Genomic DNA, 19,467 nt, shown 5'->3' with positions numbered 1-19,467 from the left:
GAATCCCTGATGCGTGTAGCCCTTTACCAATGTCCACCGCTGCCACTGGACCCCGCCACCAACCTGCAACGCTTGCATCAACTGGCGATGGAGGCCAAGGGCGCTGACCTGCTGGTGCTGCCGGAGATGTTCATGACTGGTTACAACATCGGCGCCGAAGCGGTCAGCACATTGGCCGAGGTCTACAACGGTGAATGGGCGCAGCAGATCGGACGAATCGCCAAAGCCGCAGGTTTGGCGATTGTTTACGGCTATCCGGAGCGCACTGCCGACGGGCAGATCTACAACGCCGTGCAGTTGATCGATTCGCACGGCGAGCGCCTGTGCAATTATCGCAAGACGCATCTTTTCGGCGATCTGGATCGTTCGATGTTCAGCCCCGGCGATGATCATTTCCCCATCGTCGAACTCAACGGCTGGAAACTCGGCTTCCTGATCTGTTACGACCTGGAGTTTCCGGAAAACACTCGCCGTCTGGCACTCGCCGGCGCCGAACTGATTCTGGTGCCGACGGCGAACATGATTCCGTTCGACTTCGTCGCCGATGTCACCGTGCGTTCGCGCGCCTTCGAAAACCAGTGCTATGTGGCCTACGCCAACTACTGCGGTCACGAAGGTGACATCCATTATTGCGGGCAAAGCAGCCTCGCCGCGCCTGATGGCAGCCGCACCGCTCAGGCCGGACTCGACGAAGCATTGATCATCGGAGAACTGGATCGCCAGCTAATGATCGATTCGCGCGCTGCCAATCGCTATCTCAGCGACCGCCGTCCGGAGCTTTACGCCGCGCTGAATCAGCGCTAATCCGCTAGCATTGGCACTTCACTGTTCTGGAAGTGCCCATGCCTGCGCCGACTCACCCCCGCCCTCACACTGAAACCCTGGCCAACGGCTTGCGCGTGACCCTGCGTCATGCGCCCGGCCTGAAGCGTAGCGCCGCCGCTCTGCGCGTGGCTGCCGGTAGTCATGACGTGCCGTTGGCGTGGCCGGGACTGGCGCATTTTCTTGAGCATTTGCTGTTTCTCGGCACCGAGCGTTTCCCGGCGAATGAAGGGCTGATGGCTTACGTGCAAGGTCACGGTGGCCAGGTGAATGCCAGCACCCGCGAACGCACCACTGATTTTTTCTTTGAGTTGCCGACACAATCGTTCAGCGCTGGGCTGGAGCGTCTGTCAGACATGCTCGCCAGGCCGCGTAAGAATCTGGACGATCAGTTGCGCGAACGCGAAGTGCTGCAAGCAGAATTTGTCGCTTGGTCGCAGGATACTGCGGCGCAGCAGCAGTTTGCCGTGTACGAAGGTTTACCGGCAGAGCATCCGTTGCGCGGATTTCATGCAGGGAATCGTGACAGCCTGCAAGTCGAACAGCCCGCGTTTCAACAGGCCTTGAAGGACTTCCACCAGCAGTTTTATCAGACTGGGCAGATGACCCTGAGCCTGGTCGGACCGCAGAGCCTCGCAGAACTAAAAGCACTGGCTGAACAATTTGCGGCGGTTTTGCCCGTTGGGGATAAAGTTGCGCAGGCGGCATCCCTACCGCTGGCGGTAAAAAGTTATCAACAGCTCGGTGAGCGACGCGGCAACCTGATGTTTGCGTTCGATGCCTTGCCTGAGTCGTCTGTCGAGGCTTTGGCGTTTCTTTGCCATTGGATGAACAGCACCAAACCCGGCGGGTTACTGGCGCATTTGCAGCAGCAGAATCTGGCTGATGGTTTAAAAGCTGCGCCGGTCTATCACTTTGACAGCCAGGCGTTGCTGCATCTGGAGTTCATCGCAGCTTCCGAATCGTTAAACGCCATTGGCGCGCAGGTGCTGGATTGGCTGAGTTTCTTTGCTCAACAAGATTGGGCGCCACTGCGCAAAGAATACGCAACTCTGCTTCAGCGCCAGCAGCAAGTCAGCGGCGCGCTGCAGTTGGCGCGACTCGACAGTGAACAGTTGGAAAATGGCCTGTCTGAGGCAGGCGTTGAGGCCCTTGTTCACATCCTCGGTGAAATCGGCACTGTGGATAACTTCAGCGATCACTGGAGCCTGCCTGCTGCCAATCCTTTTCTGCGAGCCAGCGAACCCTTGGCCAACGCCGGACTGATTCGCGGCCAGACCAGCGCCCACCGGGGGCTGCGCACGTTCGCTCAGGATCGCTCACGCGGTCGTCGTGAGCGCTCGCCGATGCAATTCAGCCAGGCGCTGCCAGACACTGGCGATGAAGGTGCGATCTATCTGCGTTGGCAAGTAGAAGCCGCAGCCGGTGCTGATCTGCAATCGCGGTTGCAGCGCAGTCTGCAGCAAACTCAGCAAGACGCGCGGGAGGCCGGTGTCGGTCTGTCTTTCAGCGTCTCTGGCAATCAATGGCTGCTGAAGCTCACCGGCCTGCAAGAACCGATGCCCAGTGTCCTCGAACACGCGCTGAAATGTCTGACGCAAGTTGATGCGGATTCCCTGCGCAGCGAGCCGGAAACGCCGCTTGTCGCCATCCGCCAGCTGCTTAAAGCGCTGCCGGAACATGTTCTGCAATCAGCCGAAACCGGCGACGACGCTAAACACCTGTGGACAACTTCGCGCTGGGACGGCCTAGCTCTGGGACTTAACCAGCAGACGCAATCCGCCATGGGCCTGGCCTTGAGCCGTATTCCCGGGATCCCTGACAATCAGTTGGCTGCGCCGACGACGATTCCCGCGCAAAAACTCTGGCGACATATCGATACCGTCTCCAGCGAACACGCCTTGTTGCTGTGCTGCCTGCCCCCCAGCCGCGACATCACCGACGAAGCCGCGCGGCGACTATTGGCGCAGTTGTGCCAGACACCTTTCTACCAGCGCCTGCGGGTCGAATTGCAATTGGGCTATGCAGTATTCAGCGCACTGCGCCAGATTCACGGGCAAACGGCCATGCTGTTCGGCGTGCAATCCCCAAGCAGCGCACCAGGGGAACTGCTAGGCCACATTCAGCAATTCCTCGAAACCCTTCCAATGCGAATCGAACAATTGGATGAGGCGAGTTTTGAACAGCAGCGCAAGAGCCTCGCCGATCAATTCGACGACGCCAACCTGTCCAGCAAAGACGCCGCCGAACTGCTTTGGCAGGCCAGGCTTGCAGGTCACTCGTCGGATTATCTTGAGCAATTGATCGCCGCCATCGGCCAACTGGATAGCCAGACATTACTCAGCGCTGCTCAGCGTTTAGTCAACGCCGAAGGCGGCTGGCTCTGCCTTGCCAGCGATCCAGCGCCCGAAACCCCGTGGCAAGCGACAAATTGATCATTACCGAGGCTGCAAGGAGCTTTCTCAAAGATTCATGGGCATTTACCCGGAAATTTTGAGTAACATAGCAGCCTAACTATTTGGAACATCTTTGCGCTGCCGTGGACTATACCTATGGACAGCGCTATCCCACCCACCCTGAAGGAGACACCCATGTCCTGGACAAAACCTGCTTACACCGACCTGCGTATCGGCTTCGAAGTCACCATGTACTTCGCCAGCCGCTGAGTTCTGCTTACGTAGAATTGCAGTGCAACGCCTCGGCTCGCCGGGGCGTTTTATTTTCCGCGTTGAAATGATGGAGTGTTCATGTTCGTCCAGATTCTGGGTTCGGCCGCTGGCGGCGGTTTTCCGCAGTGGAACTGCAACTGCGTCAACTGCGCAGGCTTTCGCGACGGCAGCCTGAATGCCAAGGCCCGCACCCAATCGTCCATCGCGATTTCCGATGACGGCGTGAACTGGGTGTTGTGCAACGCCTCGCCGGATATCCGCGCGCAGCTGCAAAGCTTCGCCCCGATGCAACCGGGACGCGCCCTGCGTGACACCGGCATCAGCGCGATCATCCTGATGGACAGCCAGATCGACCACACCACCGGCCTGCTCAGCCTGCGCGAAGGCTGCCCGCATCAGGTCTGGTGTACGGACATGGTTCACGAAGACCTCAGCACCGGTTTCCCGCTGTTCAAGATGCTCACCCACTGGAACGGCGGGCTGGACTGGAACCGCATCGAACTCGACCAGAGCTTCACCGTGACCGCATGCCCGAACCTGCGTTTCACCCCGCTGCCATTGCGCAGCGCCGCGCCGCCGTACTCGCCGCACCGCTTCGATCCGCACCCGGGCGACAACATCGGTCTGATCGTTGAAGACCTGAACACTGGCGGTAAATTGTTCTATGCGCCGGGTTTGGGCAAGGTCGACGCGCCGTTGCTGGAGATCATGGCGGGCAGCGATTGCCTGTTGGTCGACGGCACGATGTGGGATGACGATGAGATGCAGCGCCGTGGCGTTGGCACTCGCACCGGTCGCGAGATGGGCCACCTGGCGCAAAACGGGCCTGGCGGCATGCTCGAAGTGCTGGAGCAGTTGCCTGAGCAGCGCAAGGTACTTATCCACATCAACAACACCAACCCGATTCTCGATGAAGATTCGCCGGAGCGTGCCGAGCTGGCGCGGCGGAATGTTGAAGTGGCGTTCGATGGCATGAGTATTGTGCTGTAAGCATTTGAGACCGCTGCGCGGTCTATCGCGAGCAGGCTCACTCCTACATTGGAATGCGATCACCTGTAGGAGTGAGCCTGCTCGCGATAAGGCCGGCACAGACACCAGATATTTCTAGGGTTGTTCCCCGGAGAACCGCAATGACCGACACCCCGCTGTCCCCGGCCGAATTCGAAGCGGCCCTGCGCGCCAAAGGCGCCTACTACCACATCCACCACCCGTACCACGTGGCGATGTACCAAGGCCGTGCTACTCGCGAGCAGATTCAGGGCTGGGTCGCCAACCGCTTCTACTATCAGGTGAACATCCCCCTGAAAGACGCGGCGATCCTTGCCAACTGCCCGGACCGCGAAATCCGTCGCGAATGGATTCAGCGCCTGCTCGACCACGACGGCGCTCCCGGTGAAGACGGCGGTATCGAAGCCTGGCTGCGTCTCGGCCAAGCGGTGGGTCTCGACCCGGATCAACTGCGTTCCCAGGAACTGGTACTGCCCGGCGTGCGTTTCGCCGTCGACGCCTACGTCAACTTCGCCCGTCGCGCCAGTTGGCAGGAAGCCGCCAGCAGTTCGCTCACCGAACTGTTCGCGCCGCAGATCCACCAATCGCGCCTCGACAGCTGGCCGCAGCATTACCCGTGGATCGACCCGGCCGGTTACGAATACTTCCGCACCCGCCTCGGTCAGGCGCGGCGTGATGTCGAGCACGGTCTGGCGATCACGCTGGAGCACTACAAGACGCGCGAAGGTCAGGAGCGCATGCTGGAAATTCTCCAGTTCAAACTGGACATTCTTTGGAGCATGCTCGATGCCATGAGCATGGCCTACGAACTGAACCGTCCGCCGTATCACAGCGTGACCGAACAACGCGTCTGGCATAAAGGAATCACCTTATGAGTTTCGACCGCAGCAAAGTCCCGACCTGGCGTCCCGGCTACCGCTTCCAGTACGAACCGGCGCAAAAAGGCCACGTGCTGCTGTACCCGGAAGGCATGATCAAGCTCAACGACAGCGCCGCATTGATCGGTGGTTTGATCGACGGTGAGCGCGATGTGGCGGCGATCATCGCCAAACTCGATGAACAGTTCCCCGGCGTGCCTGAGCTCGGTGACGACATCGAGCAATTCATGGAGGTTGCCCGTGCGCAGCACTGGATCGAACTTGCCTGATCTGCCGCCCAAACCTGAAGTCGGCCTGCCGCTGTGGCTGCTCGCCGAGCTGACCTACCGCTGCCCGCTGCAATGCCCGTACTGCTCCAATCCACTGGATTTCGCCGAGCAGGGCAAAGAGCTGAGCACCGAGCAGTGGATCAAAGTCTTTCGCGAAGCGCGGGAGATGGGCGCGGCGCAACTGGGCTTTTCCGGTGGTGAACCGCTGGTGCGGCAGGATCTCGCCGAGCTGATCCATGAAGCGCGACAGTTGGGTTTCTACACCAACCTGATCACCTCAGGCATCGGTCTGACCGAGCAGAAAATCAGCGACTTCAAGAAGGCCGGCCTCGATCACATCCAGATCAGTTTTCAGGCCAGCGACGAGCAAGTGAACAACCTGCTCGCCGGCTCGAAAAAAGCCTTCGCGCAGAAGCTGGAAATGGCCCGCGCGGTTAAGGCCCATGGCTATCCGATGGTGCTGAACTTCGTCACCCATCGGCACAATATCGACAAGATCGACCGCATCATCGAGCTGTGCATCGCGCTGGAAGCCGACTTCGTCGAACTCGCCACCTGCCAGTTCTACGGTTGGGCGCAGCTCAATCGTGTCGGCCTGTTGCCGACCAAGGAACAACTGGTGCGTGCCGAACGCATCACCAACGAATACCGCGCAAAACTGGAAGCCGAAGGGCATCCGTGCAAGCTGATTTTCGTCACCCCCGACTACTACGAAGAACGCCCGAAAGCCTGCATGAACGGCTGGGGAAGCATCTTTCTGACGGTCACGCCGGACGGCACCGCCCTGCCCTGCCACGGTGCCCGGCAGATGCCGGTGCAATTTCCCAATGTGCGCGATCACAGCATGCAGCATATCTGGTACGACTCGTTTGGCTTCAACCGCTTCCGCGGTTACGACTGGATGCCCGAGCCGTGCCGCTCCTGCGACGAGAAAGAAAAAGACTTCGGCGGCTGCCGCTGCCAGGCATTCATGCTCACCGGCGATGCGAGCAATGCCGACCCGGTGTGCAGCAAGTCCGAACATCACGGCGTGATTCTCAAGGCTCGCGAAGAAGCCGAGACCGCCACTCAAACCATCGAACAGTTGGCCTTTCGCAATGAACGAAACTCACGCCTCATCGCCAAGGGCTGAGCCTTTCAGCGCCTCGCAAGCCGTCGCTGCCGGCATGGACTTCGCCGAGCTGCAGCTCGGCGCTAATGGGCTGTTCTGGAATGAATATCGTCCGGAAGATGCCGCGTGCCGGATCTGGCATTGGCGCGATGGCGTGGCGAAATGTCTGACGCCGGATGGCTTCAGTGTGCGCAGTCGCGTGTACGAATATGGCGGTGGCGCGTTTTGTCTGACGCCGGATGGGGTGGTTTTCGTTGCTGAGGCGGATCAGCAGTTGTATCGGCAGAGGATGGATGGAAAACCTGAGGCGCTGACCTCGGGTGAGTGTCGTTATGGCGATCTGCATTTCGCTTTCGGTCAAGTGCTGGCGGTAGAAGAACAGCACGATCAGCATCGACTGGTAGCGATTGATCTGGCTGACGGCAGTCGACACTTGCTGGCTGAAGGTGTGGATTTTTATGCTGCGCCAACCCTCAGCCCGGATGGCCAGCGTTTGGCTTGGGTCGAGTGGAGTCGCCCGCATCAGCCGTGGACCTCGACTCGGTTGATGGTCGCTGAACGCAGGACCGACGGCGCATTCAGTTCGCCGCGATGCGTTGCCGGCGGTGAGATTGAAGAATCCATTCAACAACCACGATTTGATGCTCAAGGTCAGTTGTATTGCCTGACTGATCGCGGTGGTTTCTGGCAGCCGTGGGTTGAGACTTCCGACGGCTTGAAACCATTGCCCGCTGCTCAGGCCGATCATGCACCGGCGCCTTGGCAACTCGGCGGCTGCACCTGGTTTCCTGTTGGGGATTGCGTTCTCGCCAGTTGGAGCGAAGGTGGTTTTGGGCGCCTTACGCTTGGCGATGAAGATTACACGGGGGATTACTGCCGCTTCCGCCACTTGGCGCTGGATGCACAGAACATCTACTGCATCGCCGCGTCGCCGATCAGCCCTTCGGCGGTCATCGCTATTGATCGAACGAGCCGCGAAGTGAAAGTGCTGGCCGGTGGTGTTGCGCCCCTGCCCGCTGAGCGCATCAGCCGTCCGCAAACCCTGCGCTACCCAAGCGGTTCGGGCGAAGCGCACGGCTTCTTCTATCCAGCCATGAGCGGCGAGACAAAACCGCCGCTGGTGGTGTTCATCCACGGTGGCCCGACATCGGCCGGCTACCCGATGCTCGACCCACGCATTCAATACTGGACGCAACGCGGCTTCGCCGTCGCCGATCTCAACTATCGCGGCAGCAGCGGTTATGGCCGGGAGTATCGTCAGGCGTTGCATCTGAGCTGGGGTGAGGTGGATGTCGAGGATGCTTGTGGCGTCGTTGCGTATCTTGCCGAACAGGGCTTGATCGACGGGGAACGGGCATTCATTCGAGGTGGCAGCGCAGGCGGCTACACCACGTTATGTGCGCTGGCGTTCAAACACGTCTTCCGCGCCGGAGCGAGTTTGTACGGCGTTAGCGACCCGATTGCATTGGCTCGGGCAACGCACAAATTCGAGGGTGATTATCTGGACTGGCTGATCGGCGATCCCGAGCAAGACGCCGAACGCTACGCCGCCCGCACGCCATTACTGCATGCCGACGACATCCGCGTGCCGGTGATTTTCTTTCAGGGCGAACTGGACGCAGTGGTTGTCCCGCAACAGACTCGCGACATGGTCACGGCCCTGGAGCAGAACGGCATCCCGGTCGAAGCCCATTACTACCCCGACGAACGCCACGGCTTCCGCCGCGCCACCAATCAGGCGCATGCGCTGGAACAGGAGTGGAAATTCTATCGACGGGTGATGGGATTTACAGACTGAAACCCTCTCCCTGTAGGAGCTGCGGCACGCTGCGATCTTTTGATCCTGATCCTCGAATTAAAATCAAAAGATCGCAGCGTGCCGCAGCTCCTACAGGTTTATGCCGCTGACTCAGCGCTTGGCGATGATGTACACCGCATGCACGATCCCCGGAATATACCCGCACAACGTCAGCAGAATGTTCAGCCAGAACGCCCCGCCAAACCCGACCTGCAGAAACACGCCCAGTGGTGGCAACAGAATAGCGATGATGATGCGAATGAAATCCATGGGGCAGCTCCTGTATGGGGGTTGGCTCACTTGAGCCATACAAGCTAATCGACCTGCGCCGTTCGTCAGGGTTCAGTGCAACTGCCATTTGATCGCCATCACCTCACAAAAAAACGCCCCACGCCAAAAGAGTCAGGCGTGGGGCGTGCGTTATACCGCGAGACGGTTCTTGGAATCGGGTAGGAAACTTCAGTTCAAACTGCAATCCCCTTGCGGCATTGCAGTTGTGCGGTGCGCACTCGCGAGAAGGCGCGGCCCAGGCGCAGGAGCATTTCGTCGATGTTGGCTTTGCTGACCGTGAGTGCCGGGGTGAAGCGCAGGCAGTTGGCTTGCGGGGCGTTGAGCAGCAGGCCTTCGTGGAGGGCGGCGTGGACCACAGCTTCGGCGCAATCGTCTGACAGGGTCAGCCCGTAGAAAAGGCCTTGGCCGCGCAGTTCGCCGTGGTCGTAGCGGTGCGCCAATCGGGTAAGGCCTTCACGCAGATGCTGGCCGTTGTCGTTGACCTGCTGGAGAAAGCTGCGGTCGTGCACGCTGTCGAGTACCACTAAACCGGCCGCTGTCATCAGCGCATTGCCGTGATGCGTACCTCCGAGTTCGCCCGCCTCAAAACAGCATGCATTGCCCCGTGCCAGCAGTGCCGCCAACGGCACACCGCCGCCAAGCCCTTTGCCGAGCACGACGATATCGGCGCGCACGCCGTAGGATTGTTCTGCGAGCAAGGTGCCGCAGCGACCTAAGCCAGTTTGCACTTCGTCGAGAATCAGCAGAATGCCCAATTCGCGGCACAGTCGTTCGACACCTTTAAGGTAATGCCCGGTTGCCGGAACAACGCCGGCATCACTTTGGATCGGCTCCAGCATGATCGCTACAGTCTGCGCATCGACCGCCGCGTGCAACGCCGGCAAGTCGTTGAACGGTACCAGATCGAAACCCGGCAGCAACGGCGCAAACCGGTTGTGCAGGTTGCAGCTGTCCGAGGCGGAAATTGTCGCCAGACTGCGACCGTGACAACCCTGCTTCGCGACAATGATCCGCGAGGCGCCGCCGCGATGCAGCTGCCCCCACTTGCGCGCGAGTTTGATCGCTGCTTCACAGGCTTCGCTGCCGCTGTTGAGCAAGTAGGCCTGATCGCTGAAAGTGGCGGCGCACAGACGCTCGGCAAGGCTGAGCATGCCGCGATTATGCAGATTGAAACCGGGATTGATCAGCGCTTGCGCCTGACTGCTGATGGCTTTGACCAATGCCGAAGGGCTGTGGCCAAGGCTATTGGCACCGCCGGCCTGGGAAAAATCGAGGTAAGCGCGGTCGTTACTGTCCCACAACCATGAACCCTGCCCCCGGACGAACACCTGTTGCGGCCTTTCGACGCTGGGCATCAGCCTTTCAGCGCTAGGATTTTCGCTGCTTTCAGCGGGATCGGCCTCGAAGGCGAGGTCATCAAGACTCGGCATCTGGCGCCGCAAACTGAACAGATTCATTGGAAAAAGCCTCTTTCGAGGTTTTTTGAACTGCCTATGCAAACACTATCGAAGCGAACGCTATTCATCGCGCTTTCTGGCCCTGTAAGCCTTGTGAATGCGGTTAGACTAGGCTCACCCAGGCTTGCGGGCCATTTCGATTTATCAGCATTTTCGATAAGCGTTACTTATGGATTTCAAACAACTGCGTTATTTCGTCGCGGTCTACGAAGAAGGCCATGTCGGCCGTGCCGCTGAACGCCTGTCGATCTCGCAACCGGCGCTGTCGCAGCAGATCCGCCAGCTCGAACAGAACCTCGACGTCACCCTGTTCGAGCGCAGCAGCAAACGCCTGCTGCCTACCCTCGCCGCGCACACGCTGTACAACCACGCTTTGCCATTGCTCGACGGCTTGCAACGGGCGCGCGAAGCATTGGGCAACTTCAAGGGCCAGGCCTTGCGCACGCTGGCGATCGGCGTGCTGCAAACGGTGCACACAAGTCTGGTGCCGCAAATGCTCGAGCGGGTGCGCAAGGCGCAGCCGCATCTAGTGGTGCAGATTTATGAATTGACCGGACTTGAGATCGAGCGGCGTCTGCTCAACGGGTCGCTGGACATCGGCATCAGTTATCTGCCGCCGCGCCAACCGGGGCTGCATGGGGTGATGTTGTACGAAGATGAACTGACACTGGTGATCCCGGCGGATCATCCGTTGCGCGAATTCAAGAAAGTCTCGATGCGCCAGGCCGCTGAATTGCCGATGTTGCTATTGGGCGAAGAGTTTCAGATTCGCCAGATCTGGCAGGCGCAACTCACTGCCCTCGGGCGACGTCCGCAGGTGCAGGCCGAGCTGAATAATATGGTGGGGATTCTCGACAGTCTGCCGCACACCAAACTGGCAACGGTGCTGCCGGGCCGTTCGCAGAAGGAATACGACGATCAGGATCTGCTGTGGAAACCGCTGAGCGAGCCACGGGTGCCGCTGAAGGTTGGGCTGGTCTGTCGCGATGTGCAGCGCCAGCAGGCACCTTTGGCGCTATTGCAGACATTGCTGGAAGAAGTGATGGAGCGCGAAGTAAAGCCAGCGCTGGATCCGTTGGCCTGACTACTTTTCTACAGGCAAAAGAAAACCCCGCCGAAGCGGGGCTTTGCAGACTGTTTCCCTGACATCCATTTCACTCCGCCACCCTGGCAGAATCCTACGTGTCCGTGTTGTTGCTTTGCGCTTCCTGCGCGACGTCCATGAAATGTAGATTAGCCGTGGATCCAATCCGCGCATATGGGAGAACAGCAGCACGTCATGTAAGAGAATGCTTACATGACGCTATCGCATCAGAATTGCGCCGCATCCAGCAGGAACAGCGACTCGCTACCGGCCTTCACTGACGCGCTCAACGAGTGAATTCGCGGCAGCAGACGGGCGAAGTAGAAGCGCGCGGTGCCGAGCTTGCTGGCATAGAAATCGTCTTGCGCTTCTTTGCCCAGTGAGGCTTTGGCCATCAATGCCCACATGTAGGCGTAGGAAACGTATCCGAACGCTTGCAGATATTCGACCGAAGCCGCGCCGATTTCGTTCGGGTTGTTTTTCGCCCGATCCAGCAGCCACGAGGTCAGCTCGTCGAGGGTGTCGACGGCATCGTTCAGCGGTTTGGTGAATTCGCCCAGATCGGCGCTGGCCGTCGCGGTGAAATGACGGATCTCGTCAGCGAACAACTTGTAGAACGCGCCGCCGCTGCCGACGATCTTGCGACCGACCAGGTCCAGCGCCTGAATGCCGTTGGTGCCTTCGTAGATCTGGGTGATGCGCACGTCACGCACCAGTTGCTCCTGGCCCCACTCACGGATGTAGCCGTGGCCGCCAAAAATTTGCTGGCCGTGAACGGTGGTTTCCAGACCCAGATCGGTGAGGAATGCCTTGGCCACCGGCGTCAGCAGCGCGACCAGATCTTCCGCACGTTTGCGCGTGGTGGCATCTTCGCTGAACTTGGCGGTGTCGAGTTGCATTGCCACGTAGGTGGAAAACGCACGGCCGCCCTCGTTCGAGGCTTTCATGGTCAGCAGCATGCGCCGCACGTCCGGGTGGACGATGATCGGGTCAGCGACTTTGTCTTTGTTCTGCGCGCCAGTCGGCGAACGGCTTTGCAGACGGTCGCGGGCGTATTCAACGGCATTCTGGTAGGAACGCTCACCAGTGGCCAAGCCTTGAATGCCGACGCCCAGACGCTCGTAATTCATCATGGTGAACATCGCGGCCAGGCCTTTGTTCGGCTCGCCGACCAGGTAACCCACGGCTTCGTCGAAGTTCATCACGCAGGTCGCGGAGGCCTGGATACCCATCTTGTGTTCGATCGAACCGCAGTTCGCCGGGTTGCGCGCGCCCAGGCTGCCGTCGGCATTGACCATGAACTTCGGCACGAGGAACAGCGAGATGCCCTTCGGGCCCGCCGGGGCGTCCGGCAGTTTCGCCAGTACCAGGTGAATGATGTTTTCGGTGAGGTCGTGTTCGCCACCGGTGATGAAGATCTTGGTGCCGCTGACCTTGTAGGACCCGTCTGCCTGAGGCTCGGCCTTGGTGCGGATGATCCCCAGGTCGGTGCCGGCGTGCGGCTCGGTCAGGCACATGGAACCTGCCCAGACGCCAGCGTACATGTTCGGCAGGTACGCAGCTTTCAGCTCTTCGCTGGCGTGGGCGTTGATCGACAGGCAGGCGCCGGCAGTCAACATCGGGTACAGACCGAAGGACAGGCTGGCAGAGTTGACCATTTCTTCGACCTGCGCCGACACGGCTTTGGGCATGCCCATGCCGCCGAACTCGGGATCACCGCCCACGCCGACCCAACCGCCTTCGGCATAAGTCTGATAAGCCTGTGGGAAACCGGCCGGAGTGGTGACGGCGCCGTCGGCCCAATGGCAACCTTCTTCGTCAGCCGCACGGCTCAGCGGCGCGATGCTTTTGCTGGTGACCTTGCCGGCCTCTTCGAGAATGGCTTCAACGGTTTCGGCGTCGACAGTCTCGGCCAGCGCCGGCAGTTCGGCCCAGAGTTTGGCGACCTCGAACACTTCATTGAGGACGAAGCGCATATCGCGCAGCGGCGCTTTGTAGTCAGCCATGGCAAACCTCGCAAGATCTAAACGGTGATTCGTGGAAGGGTGTTTTCGTTGAGCCGGAGTGTACCTCAACAACTTTTGCGACACATAGGGTCAACCGGTGACTGCTTTGTTATTTTTAGTCACCAAAAAAGATCACAGCCTACGCCAGCGCCTACAGGTAAAACGCGATCCTATGTAGGAGCTGCCGAAGGCTGCGATCTTTTGATCTTCCTTAAAGCGCAAACAGTTCAGCAGGCAGCTTCATCAAACAATCACTCCCCGCCTCGATCGCCATCCGATGCGCCGCCGTACGCGGCAACAAACGCTTGAAGTAAAACTCGCACGTCGCCAATTTCCCGCGCAGGTAATCCGCCTCGCCCTCGCCCGCCTCCAGCTGCGCCTGCGCCACCAACGCCATGCGCAACCACAGATAACCGAGAATGATGTACCCGCTGTACATCAGGTAATCCACCGACGCCGCGCCCACTTCATCCGGATTCTTCATCGCCGCCATGCCGACCTTTATGGTCAGGTCGCCCCACTGCTGGTTCAACTCATTGAGTTGCGCAAGGAAACTGCCCAGTTGCGGATGCTCGGCGTTGGCTACACAGAATTTGTGGACGATTTTGGTGAAGCCACGCAGCAACTTGCCCTGACTGCCCAACACCTTGCGCCCAAGCAGATCCAGCGCCTGAATGCCGTTGGTGCCTTCGTAGATCGGTGCAATCCGGCAATCGCGCACCAACTGTTCCATGCCCCATTCGCGAATGAAGCCGTGGCCACCAAACACCTGCATGCCGTGGTTGGTGACTTCCAGCCCGGTGTCGGTCATGAACGCCTTGCAGATCGGCGTGAGGAACGCCAACAGGTCTTCGGCTTCCTGACGCGCCTCGGCATCGTTGCTCAGGTGCGCGACGTCGAGCATCTGCGCGGTGAAATAGGTCAGCGCGCGGTTGCCTTCGTTGAAGGCCTTCATGGTCAGCAACATGCGCCGCACATCCGGGTGGACGATGATCGGGTCGGCGGCCTTGTCCGGAGCTTTGGCGCCGGTCAGCGAGCGCATCTGCAACCGATCGTTGGCGTATTTGATCGCGCCCTGGAAACTTGCCTCGCCCAGACACAAACCCTGCATACCGGTGCCGAGGCGCGCGTGGTTCATCATGGTGAACATGCAGTTCAGGCCTTTGTTCGCCTCGCCAATCAGATAGCCCTTGGCGCCGTCGAAGTTAAGCACGCAAGTGGCTGACGCCTTGATGCCCATCTTGTGTTCGATCGAACCGCAGGAAACGCCATTGCGCTCGCCTGCTTCGCCCGCCGCATCCGGCAAGAACTTCGGCACGATAAACAGCGAAATCCCTTTAGTCCCGGCCGGTGCGTCCGGCAGTTTGGCCAACACCAGATGGATGATGTTGTCGCTCATGTCGTGCTCGCCGGCAGATATGAAAATCTTGCTGCCGGTGACTGCATAACTGCCGTCAGCTTGAGGCACGGCGCGGGTCTTGATGATGCCTAGGTCGGTGCCGCAATGGGCTTCGGTCAGGCACATGGTGCCGGTCCACTGGCCGGCGGTGAGTTTGTTCAGGTAGGTTTCTTTTTGCTCGGCGCTGCCATGGGCGTGAATCGCTGACATCGCGCCGTGAGTCAGCCCCGGGTACATGCCCCAGGACGTGTTGCTGGAGCCGACCATTTCGCTGATCACCAGCCCCAGCGAACTCGGCAGGCCCTGGCCGCCGTAGGTCGGGTCTGCGGCCAGACCGTGCCAGCCGCCCTCGACGTATTGTGCGAAAGCCTGCTTGAAGCCTGTAGGCGTTGTCACCACGCCATTGTCGAAATGGCAGCCCTCTTCGTCACCGCTGCGATTGAGCGGCGCCAGAATGTTCTCGCAGAACTTCGCGCCCTCTTCAAGGATCGCGTTGATCATGTCCGGGCTGGCGTCGTGCGCACCGAGGGCGGCGTAATTGGCGTGGAAGTCGAAGACGTGGTCGATCAGAAAGCGCATGTCGCGCAGGGGAGCTTTGTACTCAGGCATGGTGGCTTCTCCGTCAGCAGATTTCTCCAACCTACTGCCGGCCACCACGCCCCACAATCATTGTGCAGACGCTGAATGCGCCGTCATCACTCAACCTGCGGCCGTGTCCATGCGCACCGCGCCGCGGCGGTTCTGGCCGAATGCGACCACGCAGTTACGTCCTGCGCCTTTAGCCGCGTAAAGCGCTTCGTCGGCAGATTTCAGCACTTGTTCCGGATTGCGCTGCTCCACTCGTTCAGCGACGCCGATGCTCACCGTCACCGATACGCTGGAGGCACCCGAGCCGGCACGACGCTGACGACCCTGTTGGTCATCCTGCGGGCGGTTCTCCTGATTACGCAGCTGAATGCTGTAGGAAGCAATCGACTCGCGGATCACTTCAAGATGCGGCATGCACTCTTCAAGGGTTTTGCCTGCAAACACCAGGGCGAATTCCTCACCACCATAGCGATACGCCCTACCGCCACCGCTGATTTTCGACAGCTTGCTCGCGACCAGACGCAGCACCTGGTCACCGACATCGTGGCCGTGGGTGTCGTTGAATTTCTTGAAGTGATCGACATCGCTCATCGCCAGTACGTAATTGCGCCCGAGACGCTGCATGCGTTCGTTGAGGGCGCGACGACCCGGCAGACCGGTGAGTTCGTCGCGGAAGGCCATTTGATAAGCCTCGTGCGCAACTGCAGCGGCAATCATCAACATGACCTGACTGCACATGATGTTCAGGGTGAACGGCAGGATGAAGGTTTTCGGCAACATCCAGAACACGCCGAGCAGGCCGACCAGTTGCGCCGCGTGCAGCGGGCGCGGATTGCGCCAGTATTGCCAGGCGAGCAACAGGAATGCCGAGATAAACACCGGGTAGGACAGCTGGATCAGGCTCATCCACGCGCCGTGCAGCGCCGGCCAGCGGATTTCCGAGAGCCACATCAGCAGTGCCTGGGGATAACTTTGCTCAAGGCCCAACGCGACACTGCCAAAGGCCAGCAACACGGCGAAGCGCGCAACCATGTCCTGAAACAGATGCGTGCGCTCCTGCCACGCCGCGAACAGGCCGAACAGCAGCGGCAGCAGCAAACAGACGAGGTGGAACACCACGGCAGCGTCTTCGCGGACCTTGCCGTTGTCGCGGTAATAATCGGTCTGGGTATCGAGCAAGAAGTAGGCGATGTACACCGTGAGCATCAGAAACAGTTCGCGCTGACGTCGGTAAACCGCGCAATAAGCGCCACCCAACAGCAGCACCAAGGTCGGCAACACATTGAACAGCGAAGTGAAGAACACACTGAGGTCTTTGACGTACGCAGCCGCCAACCCCGCAAGTAACAACAGCAGTGATGGTAGGAAATGGCTGAAACGTACAGCGGAAGAACGCGGCAAGGGTAAAGCTCCGACCCGTCATATCAAAGAGATGGCATTGTGCCTGCAATGTGACCAGTTAAGCACACACAATGTGATCCAGATCACACGCAGTCTCTTTAACGGCCGGAAACGCTGATTTCTGAGCCTTCGGCCAAGGTTTTTTGCCCCCTTGGAGATGAAATCTCCTTCATGGCCATCATGCTTGATGGCCACGTCGGGAATTTCTTTCAGGAATACCCACGACCGGAGGAAATCCGCGCATAAAAAAACCGCTGCCCCCAAGGGAGCAGCGGTTTTTCAATAGACCGCGTTGAGGCTTAGTAGCCCAGTGCGAAGTCTTCCTCTTTCATGTCCATCAGGTTGTTGGCGCCCGACAGCATGGTCGCCACGTGCGTACGGGTACGCGGCAGGATGCGCTGGAAGTAGAAGCGCGCGGTTTGCAGCTTGGCGGTGTAGAACGCTGCGTCGCCAGTGCCTTCTGCCAGCTTTTCAGCGGCCAGACGCGCCATGTCGGCCCAGAAGTAAGCCAGGCAGGCATAACCGGAGTACATCAGATAGTCCACGGAGGCCGCGCCAACTTCTTCGCGATCTTTCATGGCGGCCATACCGACCTTCATGGTCAACTCGCCCCACTCTTTGTTGATGGCTGCCAGCGGTGCAACGAACTCTGCAACGGCTTCGTTGCCTTCGTTGTTCTGGCAGAACTTGTGAACGATCTTGGTGAAGCCTTTCAGGGCCTCGCCTTGCGTCATCAGCACTTTACGGCCGAGCAGGTCGAGTGCCTGGATACCGGTGGTGCCTTCGTACAGCATCGAAATGCGGCTGTCGCGAACGTTCTGCTCCATGCCCCACTCGGCGATGAAGCCGTGGCCGCCGTAGATCTGTACGCCGTGGTTGGCGGATTCGAAACCGACTTCGGTCATGAACGCTTTAGCGATCGGAGTCATGAAGGCCAGCAGTGCGTCGGCTTTCTTTTTCTCTTCTTCATCGACGCCGTATTTGACGATGTCGACCTGTTTGGCGGTGAAGTACACCATCGCGCGGTTGCCTTCGGCGAAAGCCTTCATGGTCAACAGCATGCGGCGTACATCTGGATGCACGATGATTGGGTCAGCGGCTTTGTCCGGCGCTTTCGGGCCAGTCAGCGAGCGCATTTGCAGACGGTCGCGAGCGTATTTCAGGCCACCCTGGAAACCGATTTCGGCATGGGCCAGACCTTGCAGTGCAGTCCCCAGACGAGCGGTGTTCATAAAGGTGAACATGCAGTTCAGACCTTTGTTCGCCGGGCCGATCAGGTAACCAGTAGCGCCGTCGAAGTTCATCACGCAGGTGGCGTTGCCGTGAATGCCCATCTTGTGTTCCAGCGAACCGCAAGTCACAGCGTTGCGTGCACCGACGGTGCCATCGGCATTCGGCATGAACTTTGGAACGATGAACAGCGAGATGCCTTTGGTGCCAGCCGGTGCGTCCGGCAGGCGGGCCAGCACGATGTGGACGATGTTGTCGGCCATGTCGTGTTCGCCGGCCGAGATGAAGATCTTGGTGCCGGAAACCTTGTAGGAACCGTCGGCCTGAGGTTCGGCCTTGGTGCGCAGCATGCCCAGGTCGGTGCCGCAGTGCGGTTCGGTCAAGCACATGGTGCCGGTCCATTCGCCGGAGACCAGTTTGGTCAGATAGGCTTCTTGCTGCTCTGGAGTGCCGTGCTCGGAGATGGTGTTCATCGCACCGTGCGACAGGCCTGGGTACATGCCCCACGACCAGTTGGCTTCGCCAACCATTTCGCTCACTGCCAGACCCAGCGACTCCGGCAGGCCTTGGCCGCCGTGCTCAACGTCGTGCGCCAGGCTTGGCCAGCCGCCTTCAACGAATTGCTTGTAAGCCTCTTTGAAGCCGGTCGGGGTTTTCACGCCGGACTCGCTCCAGGTGCAACCTTCGAGATCGCCCACGCGGTTCAGCGGTGCCAGTACCTGCTCACAAAACTTGGCGCCTTCTTCGAGAATGGCGTCAACCATGTCCGGAGTTGCGTCTGCGCAAGCCGGAAGGCTCTGATAGTGCGCTTCGTAGCCGAGCAGTTCGTCACGAACGAAGCGAATATCACGCAAGGGGGCCTTGTAGTCAGGCATAGCGATAAACCTCTGCTGATGTAACCGGGAATGAACGACCGTGTTGATTTGTTGTGACGGTCAAACAGTTGTTTGAAACATACGTTTACGCCGAAATCTTGTCAAGCATCGATCTTTTGCCGTTCGTCCCCGTATCTTTCAAACAGCGGACGCAGCAAACCGCCATAGACTTGAACGAGCCACGGGCGCTGAAAAAAGATTAGTTGAGGGAGAAGGACTTACAACGAAAAACGCCGCGACAAGGCGCGGCGTTCAAAATGCAGATTGGAAAAAGATCAGGCAAACGTATCGATGATTGTACCGAGCACTTCGTCGGACGCCTTGGCGACCTTCACGCCCAGCTCTGCCTGGATCTTGCCCTGGGACATCTCGACCATATTGCTGGCCAGATCCGATTGCTGGGCACGATCCACACCGCGTAGACGGTCAACCTGCACTTCGGACGACTGGCTGGTCACCGAGCGCTCGATAGTATTGTTGGCAATCTGGCTGGCAGCCTGATCGACGCGGTTCTGCCCGTTCTGAATCGAGCTCAGACCTGCATAAAAAGCTGTGTTACCGGAGATTTCCATAACATTTCT

The 19,467-nt window shown here is 59.3% G+C and carries 16 protein-coding genes; 9 read left to right on the top strand and 7 right to left on the bottom strand.

What is annotated here, in order from left to right; translation table 11 throughout:
* Positions 1 to 9: 9 nt before the first annotated feature.
* The 8 genes from ACOYXE_RS25335 (at position 10) to ACOYXE_RS25300 (ending at position 8,555) form a co-directional block, all read left to right on the top strand.
* The gene (locus tag ACOYXE_RS25335; protein WP_160059662.1) at positions 10 to 804 is read left to right on the top strand and encodes a carbon-nitrogen hydrolase family protein; all 795 of its coding nucleotides are present in this window, start codon (positions 10 to 12) and stop codon (positions 802 to 804) included.
* A 38-nt stretch (positions 805 to 842) separates the two neighbouring features.
* Positions 843 to 3,257 carry a pyrroloquinoline quinone biosynthesis protein PqqF gene (gene pqqF / locus ACOYXE_RS25330; protein ID WP_160059663.1) on the top strand — a complete coding sequence of 805 codons (2,415 nt, stop codon included), beginning with the start codon at positions 843 to 845 and terminating at the stop codon, positions 3,255 to 3,257.
* A 156-nt stretch (positions 3,258 to 3,413) separates the two neighbouring features.
* Positions 3,414 to 3,488, top strand: coding sequence for a pyrroloquinoline quinone precursor peptide PqqA (gene pqqA, locus ACOYXE_RS25325; RefSeq protein WP_003422658.1), 75 nt, complete (start codon positions 3,414 to 3,416; stop codon positions 3,486 to 3,488).
* 81 nt (positions 3,489 to 3,569) lie between these two features.
* On the top strand, positions 3,570 to 4,481 hold the full coding sequence (gene pqqB, locus ACOYXE_RS25320; protein WP_160059664.1) for a pyrroloquinoline quinone biosynthesis protein PqqB: 912 nt from the start codon (positions 3,570 to 3,572) through the stop codon (positions 4,479 to 4,481).
* Positions 4,482 to 4,621: 140 nt separating this feature from the next.
* The gene (pqqC, locus tag ACOYXE_RS25315; protein WP_093429953.1) at positions 4,622 to 5,374 is read left to right on the top strand and encodes a pyrroloquinoline-quinone synthase PqqC; all 753 of its coding nucleotides are present in this window, start codon (positions 4,622 to 4,624) and stop codon (positions 5,372 to 5,374) included.
* Positions 5,371 to 5,646: a pyrroloquinoline quinone biosynthesis peptide chaperone PqqD gene (gene pqqD, locus ACOYXE_RS25310; RefSeq protein ID WP_007910068.1), complete on the top strand. Its 276-nt coding sequence runs from the start codon at positions 5,371 to 5,373 to the stop codon at positions 5,644 to 5,646. The genes pqqC and pqqD overlap by 4 nt, the downstream gene beginning before the upstream one ends.
* Positions 5,639 to 6,778, top strand: a complete 1,140-nt coding sequence (gene pqqE, locus ACOYXE_RS25305; protein ID WP_228759287.1) for a pyrroloquinoline quinone biosynthesis protein PqqE — start codon at positions 5,639 to 5,641, stop codon at positions 6,776 to 6,778. Before pqqD ends, pqqE begins: the two co-directional genes overlap by 8 nt.
* Positions 6,744 to 8,555: a S9 family peptidase gene (locus ACOYXE_RS25300; protein WP_460926807.1), complete on the top strand. Its 1,812-nt coding sequence runs from the start codon at positions 6,744 to 6,746 to the stop codon at positions 8,553 to 8,555. The genes pqqE and ACOYXE_RS25300 overlap by 35 nt, the downstream gene beginning before the upstream one ends.
* A gap of 111 nt (positions 8,556 to 8,666) precedes the next feature.
* Here the strand turns inward: ACOYXE_RS25300 and ACOYXE_RS25295 are convergent, their stop codons facing one another.
* Positions 8,667 to 8,825 carry a YqaE/Pmp3 family membrane protein gene (locus tag ACOYXE_RS25295; protein ID WP_003228885.1) on the bottom strand — a complete coding sequence of 53 codons (159 nt, stop codon included), beginning with the start codon at positions 8,823 to 8,825 and terminating at the stop codon, positions 8,667 to 8,669.
* A gap of 194 nt (positions 8,826 to 9,019) precedes the next feature.
* Complete coding sequence (locus ACOYXE_RS25290) at positions 9,020 to 10,303, bottom strand: aspartate aminotransferase family protein (RefSeq protein WP_160059668.1); 1,284 nt, start codon at positions 10,301 to 10,303, stop codon at positions 9,020 to 9,022.
* Positions 10,304 to 10,472: 169 nt separating this feature from the next.
* On the opposite strand from ACOYXE_RS25290, the gene ACOYXE_RS25285 reads away from it, so the two are divergent.
* The gene (locus ACOYXE_RS25285) at positions 10,473 to 11,387 is read left to right on the top strand and encodes a LysR family transcriptional regulator (protein ID WP_077574788.1); all 915 of its coding nucleotides are present in this window, start codon (positions 10,473 to 10,475) and stop codon (positions 11,385 to 11,387) included.
* 227 nt (positions 11,388 to 11,614) lie between these two features.
* Here ACOYXE_RS25285 and ACOYXE_RS25280 read toward each other — a convergent pair whose 3' ends face one another.
* From ACOYXE_RS25280 to ACOYXE_RS25260, 5 genes are all read right to left on the bottom strand, one after another.
* On the bottom strand, positions 11,615 to 13,393 hold the full coding sequence (locus ACOYXE_RS25280) for an acyl-CoA dehydrogenase C-terminal domain-containing protein (RefSeq protein WP_405122756.1): 1,779 nt from the start codon (positions 13,391 to 13,393) through the stop codon (positions 11,615 to 11,617).
* A 211-nt stretch (positions 13,394 to 13,604) separates the two neighbouring features.
* Complete coding sequence (locus ACOYXE_RS25275) at positions 13,605 to 15,401, bottom strand: acyl-CoA dehydrogenase C-terminal domain-containing protein (RefSeq protein ID WP_460926806.1); 1,797 nt, start codon at positions 15,399 to 15,401, stop codon at positions 13,605 to 13,607.
* Between the two features lie 90 nt (positions 15,402 to 15,491).
* Entirely contained in the window at positions 15,492 to 16,781 is a 1,290-nt protein-coding gene (locus ACOYXE_RS25270; RefSeq protein ID WP_095050296.1) for a GGDEF domain-containing protein, read from the bottom strand.
* 299 nt (positions 16,782 to 17,080) lie between these two features.
* Positions 17,081 to 18,886, bottom strand: coding sequence for a phenylacyl-CoA dehydrogenase (locus ACOYXE_RS25265; RefSeq protein ID WP_077574793.1), 1,806 nt, complete (start codon positions 18,884 to 18,886; stop codon positions 17,081 to 17,083).
* A gap of 275 nt (positions 18,887 to 19,161) precedes the next feature.
* Entirely contained in the window at positions 19,162 to 19,458 is a 297-nt protein-coding gene (locus ACOYXE_RS25260) for a pyrroloquinoline quinone biosynthesis protein PqqE (RefSeq protein ID WP_160059671.1), read from the bottom strand.
* Positions 19,459 to 19,467: the final 9 nt, after the last annotated feature.

The organism is Pseudomonas sp. MC6 (assembly GCF_054790575.1).
The sequence above is the reverse complement of the archived record's forward strand: the minus strand, read 5'-3'. Positions and strand labels throughout refer to the sequence as shown.

Excerpts from the sequence above, each read along its gene's own strand:
- ACOYXE_RS25335 (WP_160059662.1), top strand. The coding sequence starts at position 10 with ATGCGTGTAGCCCTTTACCAATGTCCACCGCTGCCACTGGACCCCGCC.
- pqqF (WP_160059663.1), top strand. The coding sequence starts at position 843 with ATGCCTGCGCCGACTCACCCCCGCCCTCACACTGAAACCCTGGCCAAC.
- pqqB (WP_160059664.1), top strand. The coding sequence starts at position 3,570 with ATGTTCGTCCAGATTCTGGGTTCGGCCGCTGGCGGCGGTTTTCCGCAG.
- pqqC (WP_093429953.1), top strand. The coding sequence starts at position 4,622 with ATGACCGACACCCCGCTGTCCCCGGCCGAATTCGAAGCGGCCCTGCGC.
- pqqD (WP_007910068.1), top strand. The coding sequence starts at position 5,371 with ATGAGTTTCGACCGCAGCAAAGTCCCGACCTGGCGTCCCGGCTACCGC.
- ACOYXE_RS25300 (WP_460926807.1), top strand. The coding sequence starts at position 6,744 with ATGAACGAAACTCACGCCTCATCGCCAAGGGCTGAGCCTTTCAGCGCC.
- ACOYXE_RS25295 (WP_003228885.1), bottom strand. The coding sequence starts at position 8,825 with ATGGATTTCATTCGCATCATCATCGCTATTCTGTTGCCACCACTGGGC.
- ACOYXE_RS25290 (WP_160059668.1), bottom strand. The coding sequence starts at position 10,303 with ATGAATCTGTTCAGTTTGCGGCGCCAGATGCCGAGTCTTGATGACCTC.
- ACOYXE_RS25285 (WP_077574788.1), top strand. The coding sequence starts at position 10,473 with ATGGATTTCAAACAACTGCGTTATTTCGTCGCGGTCTACGAAGAAGGC.
- ACOYXE_RS25280 (WP_405122756.1), bottom strand. The coding sequence starts at position 13,393 with ATGGCTGACTACAAAGCGCCGCTGCGCGATATGCGCTTCGTCCTCAAT.
- ACOYXE_RS25275 (WP_460926806.1), bottom strand. The coding sequence starts at position 15,401 with ATGCCTGAGTACAAAGCTCCCCTGCGCGACATGCGCTTTCTGATCGAC.
- ACOYXE_RS25265 (WP_077574793.1), bottom strand. The coding sequence starts at position 18,886 with ATGCCTGACTACAAGGCCCCCTTGCGTGATATTCGCTTCGTTCGTGAC.
- ACOYXE_RS25260 (WP_160059671.1), bottom strand. The coding sequence starts at position 19,458 with ATGGAAATCTCCGGTAACACAGCTTTTTATGCAGGTCTGAGCTCGATT.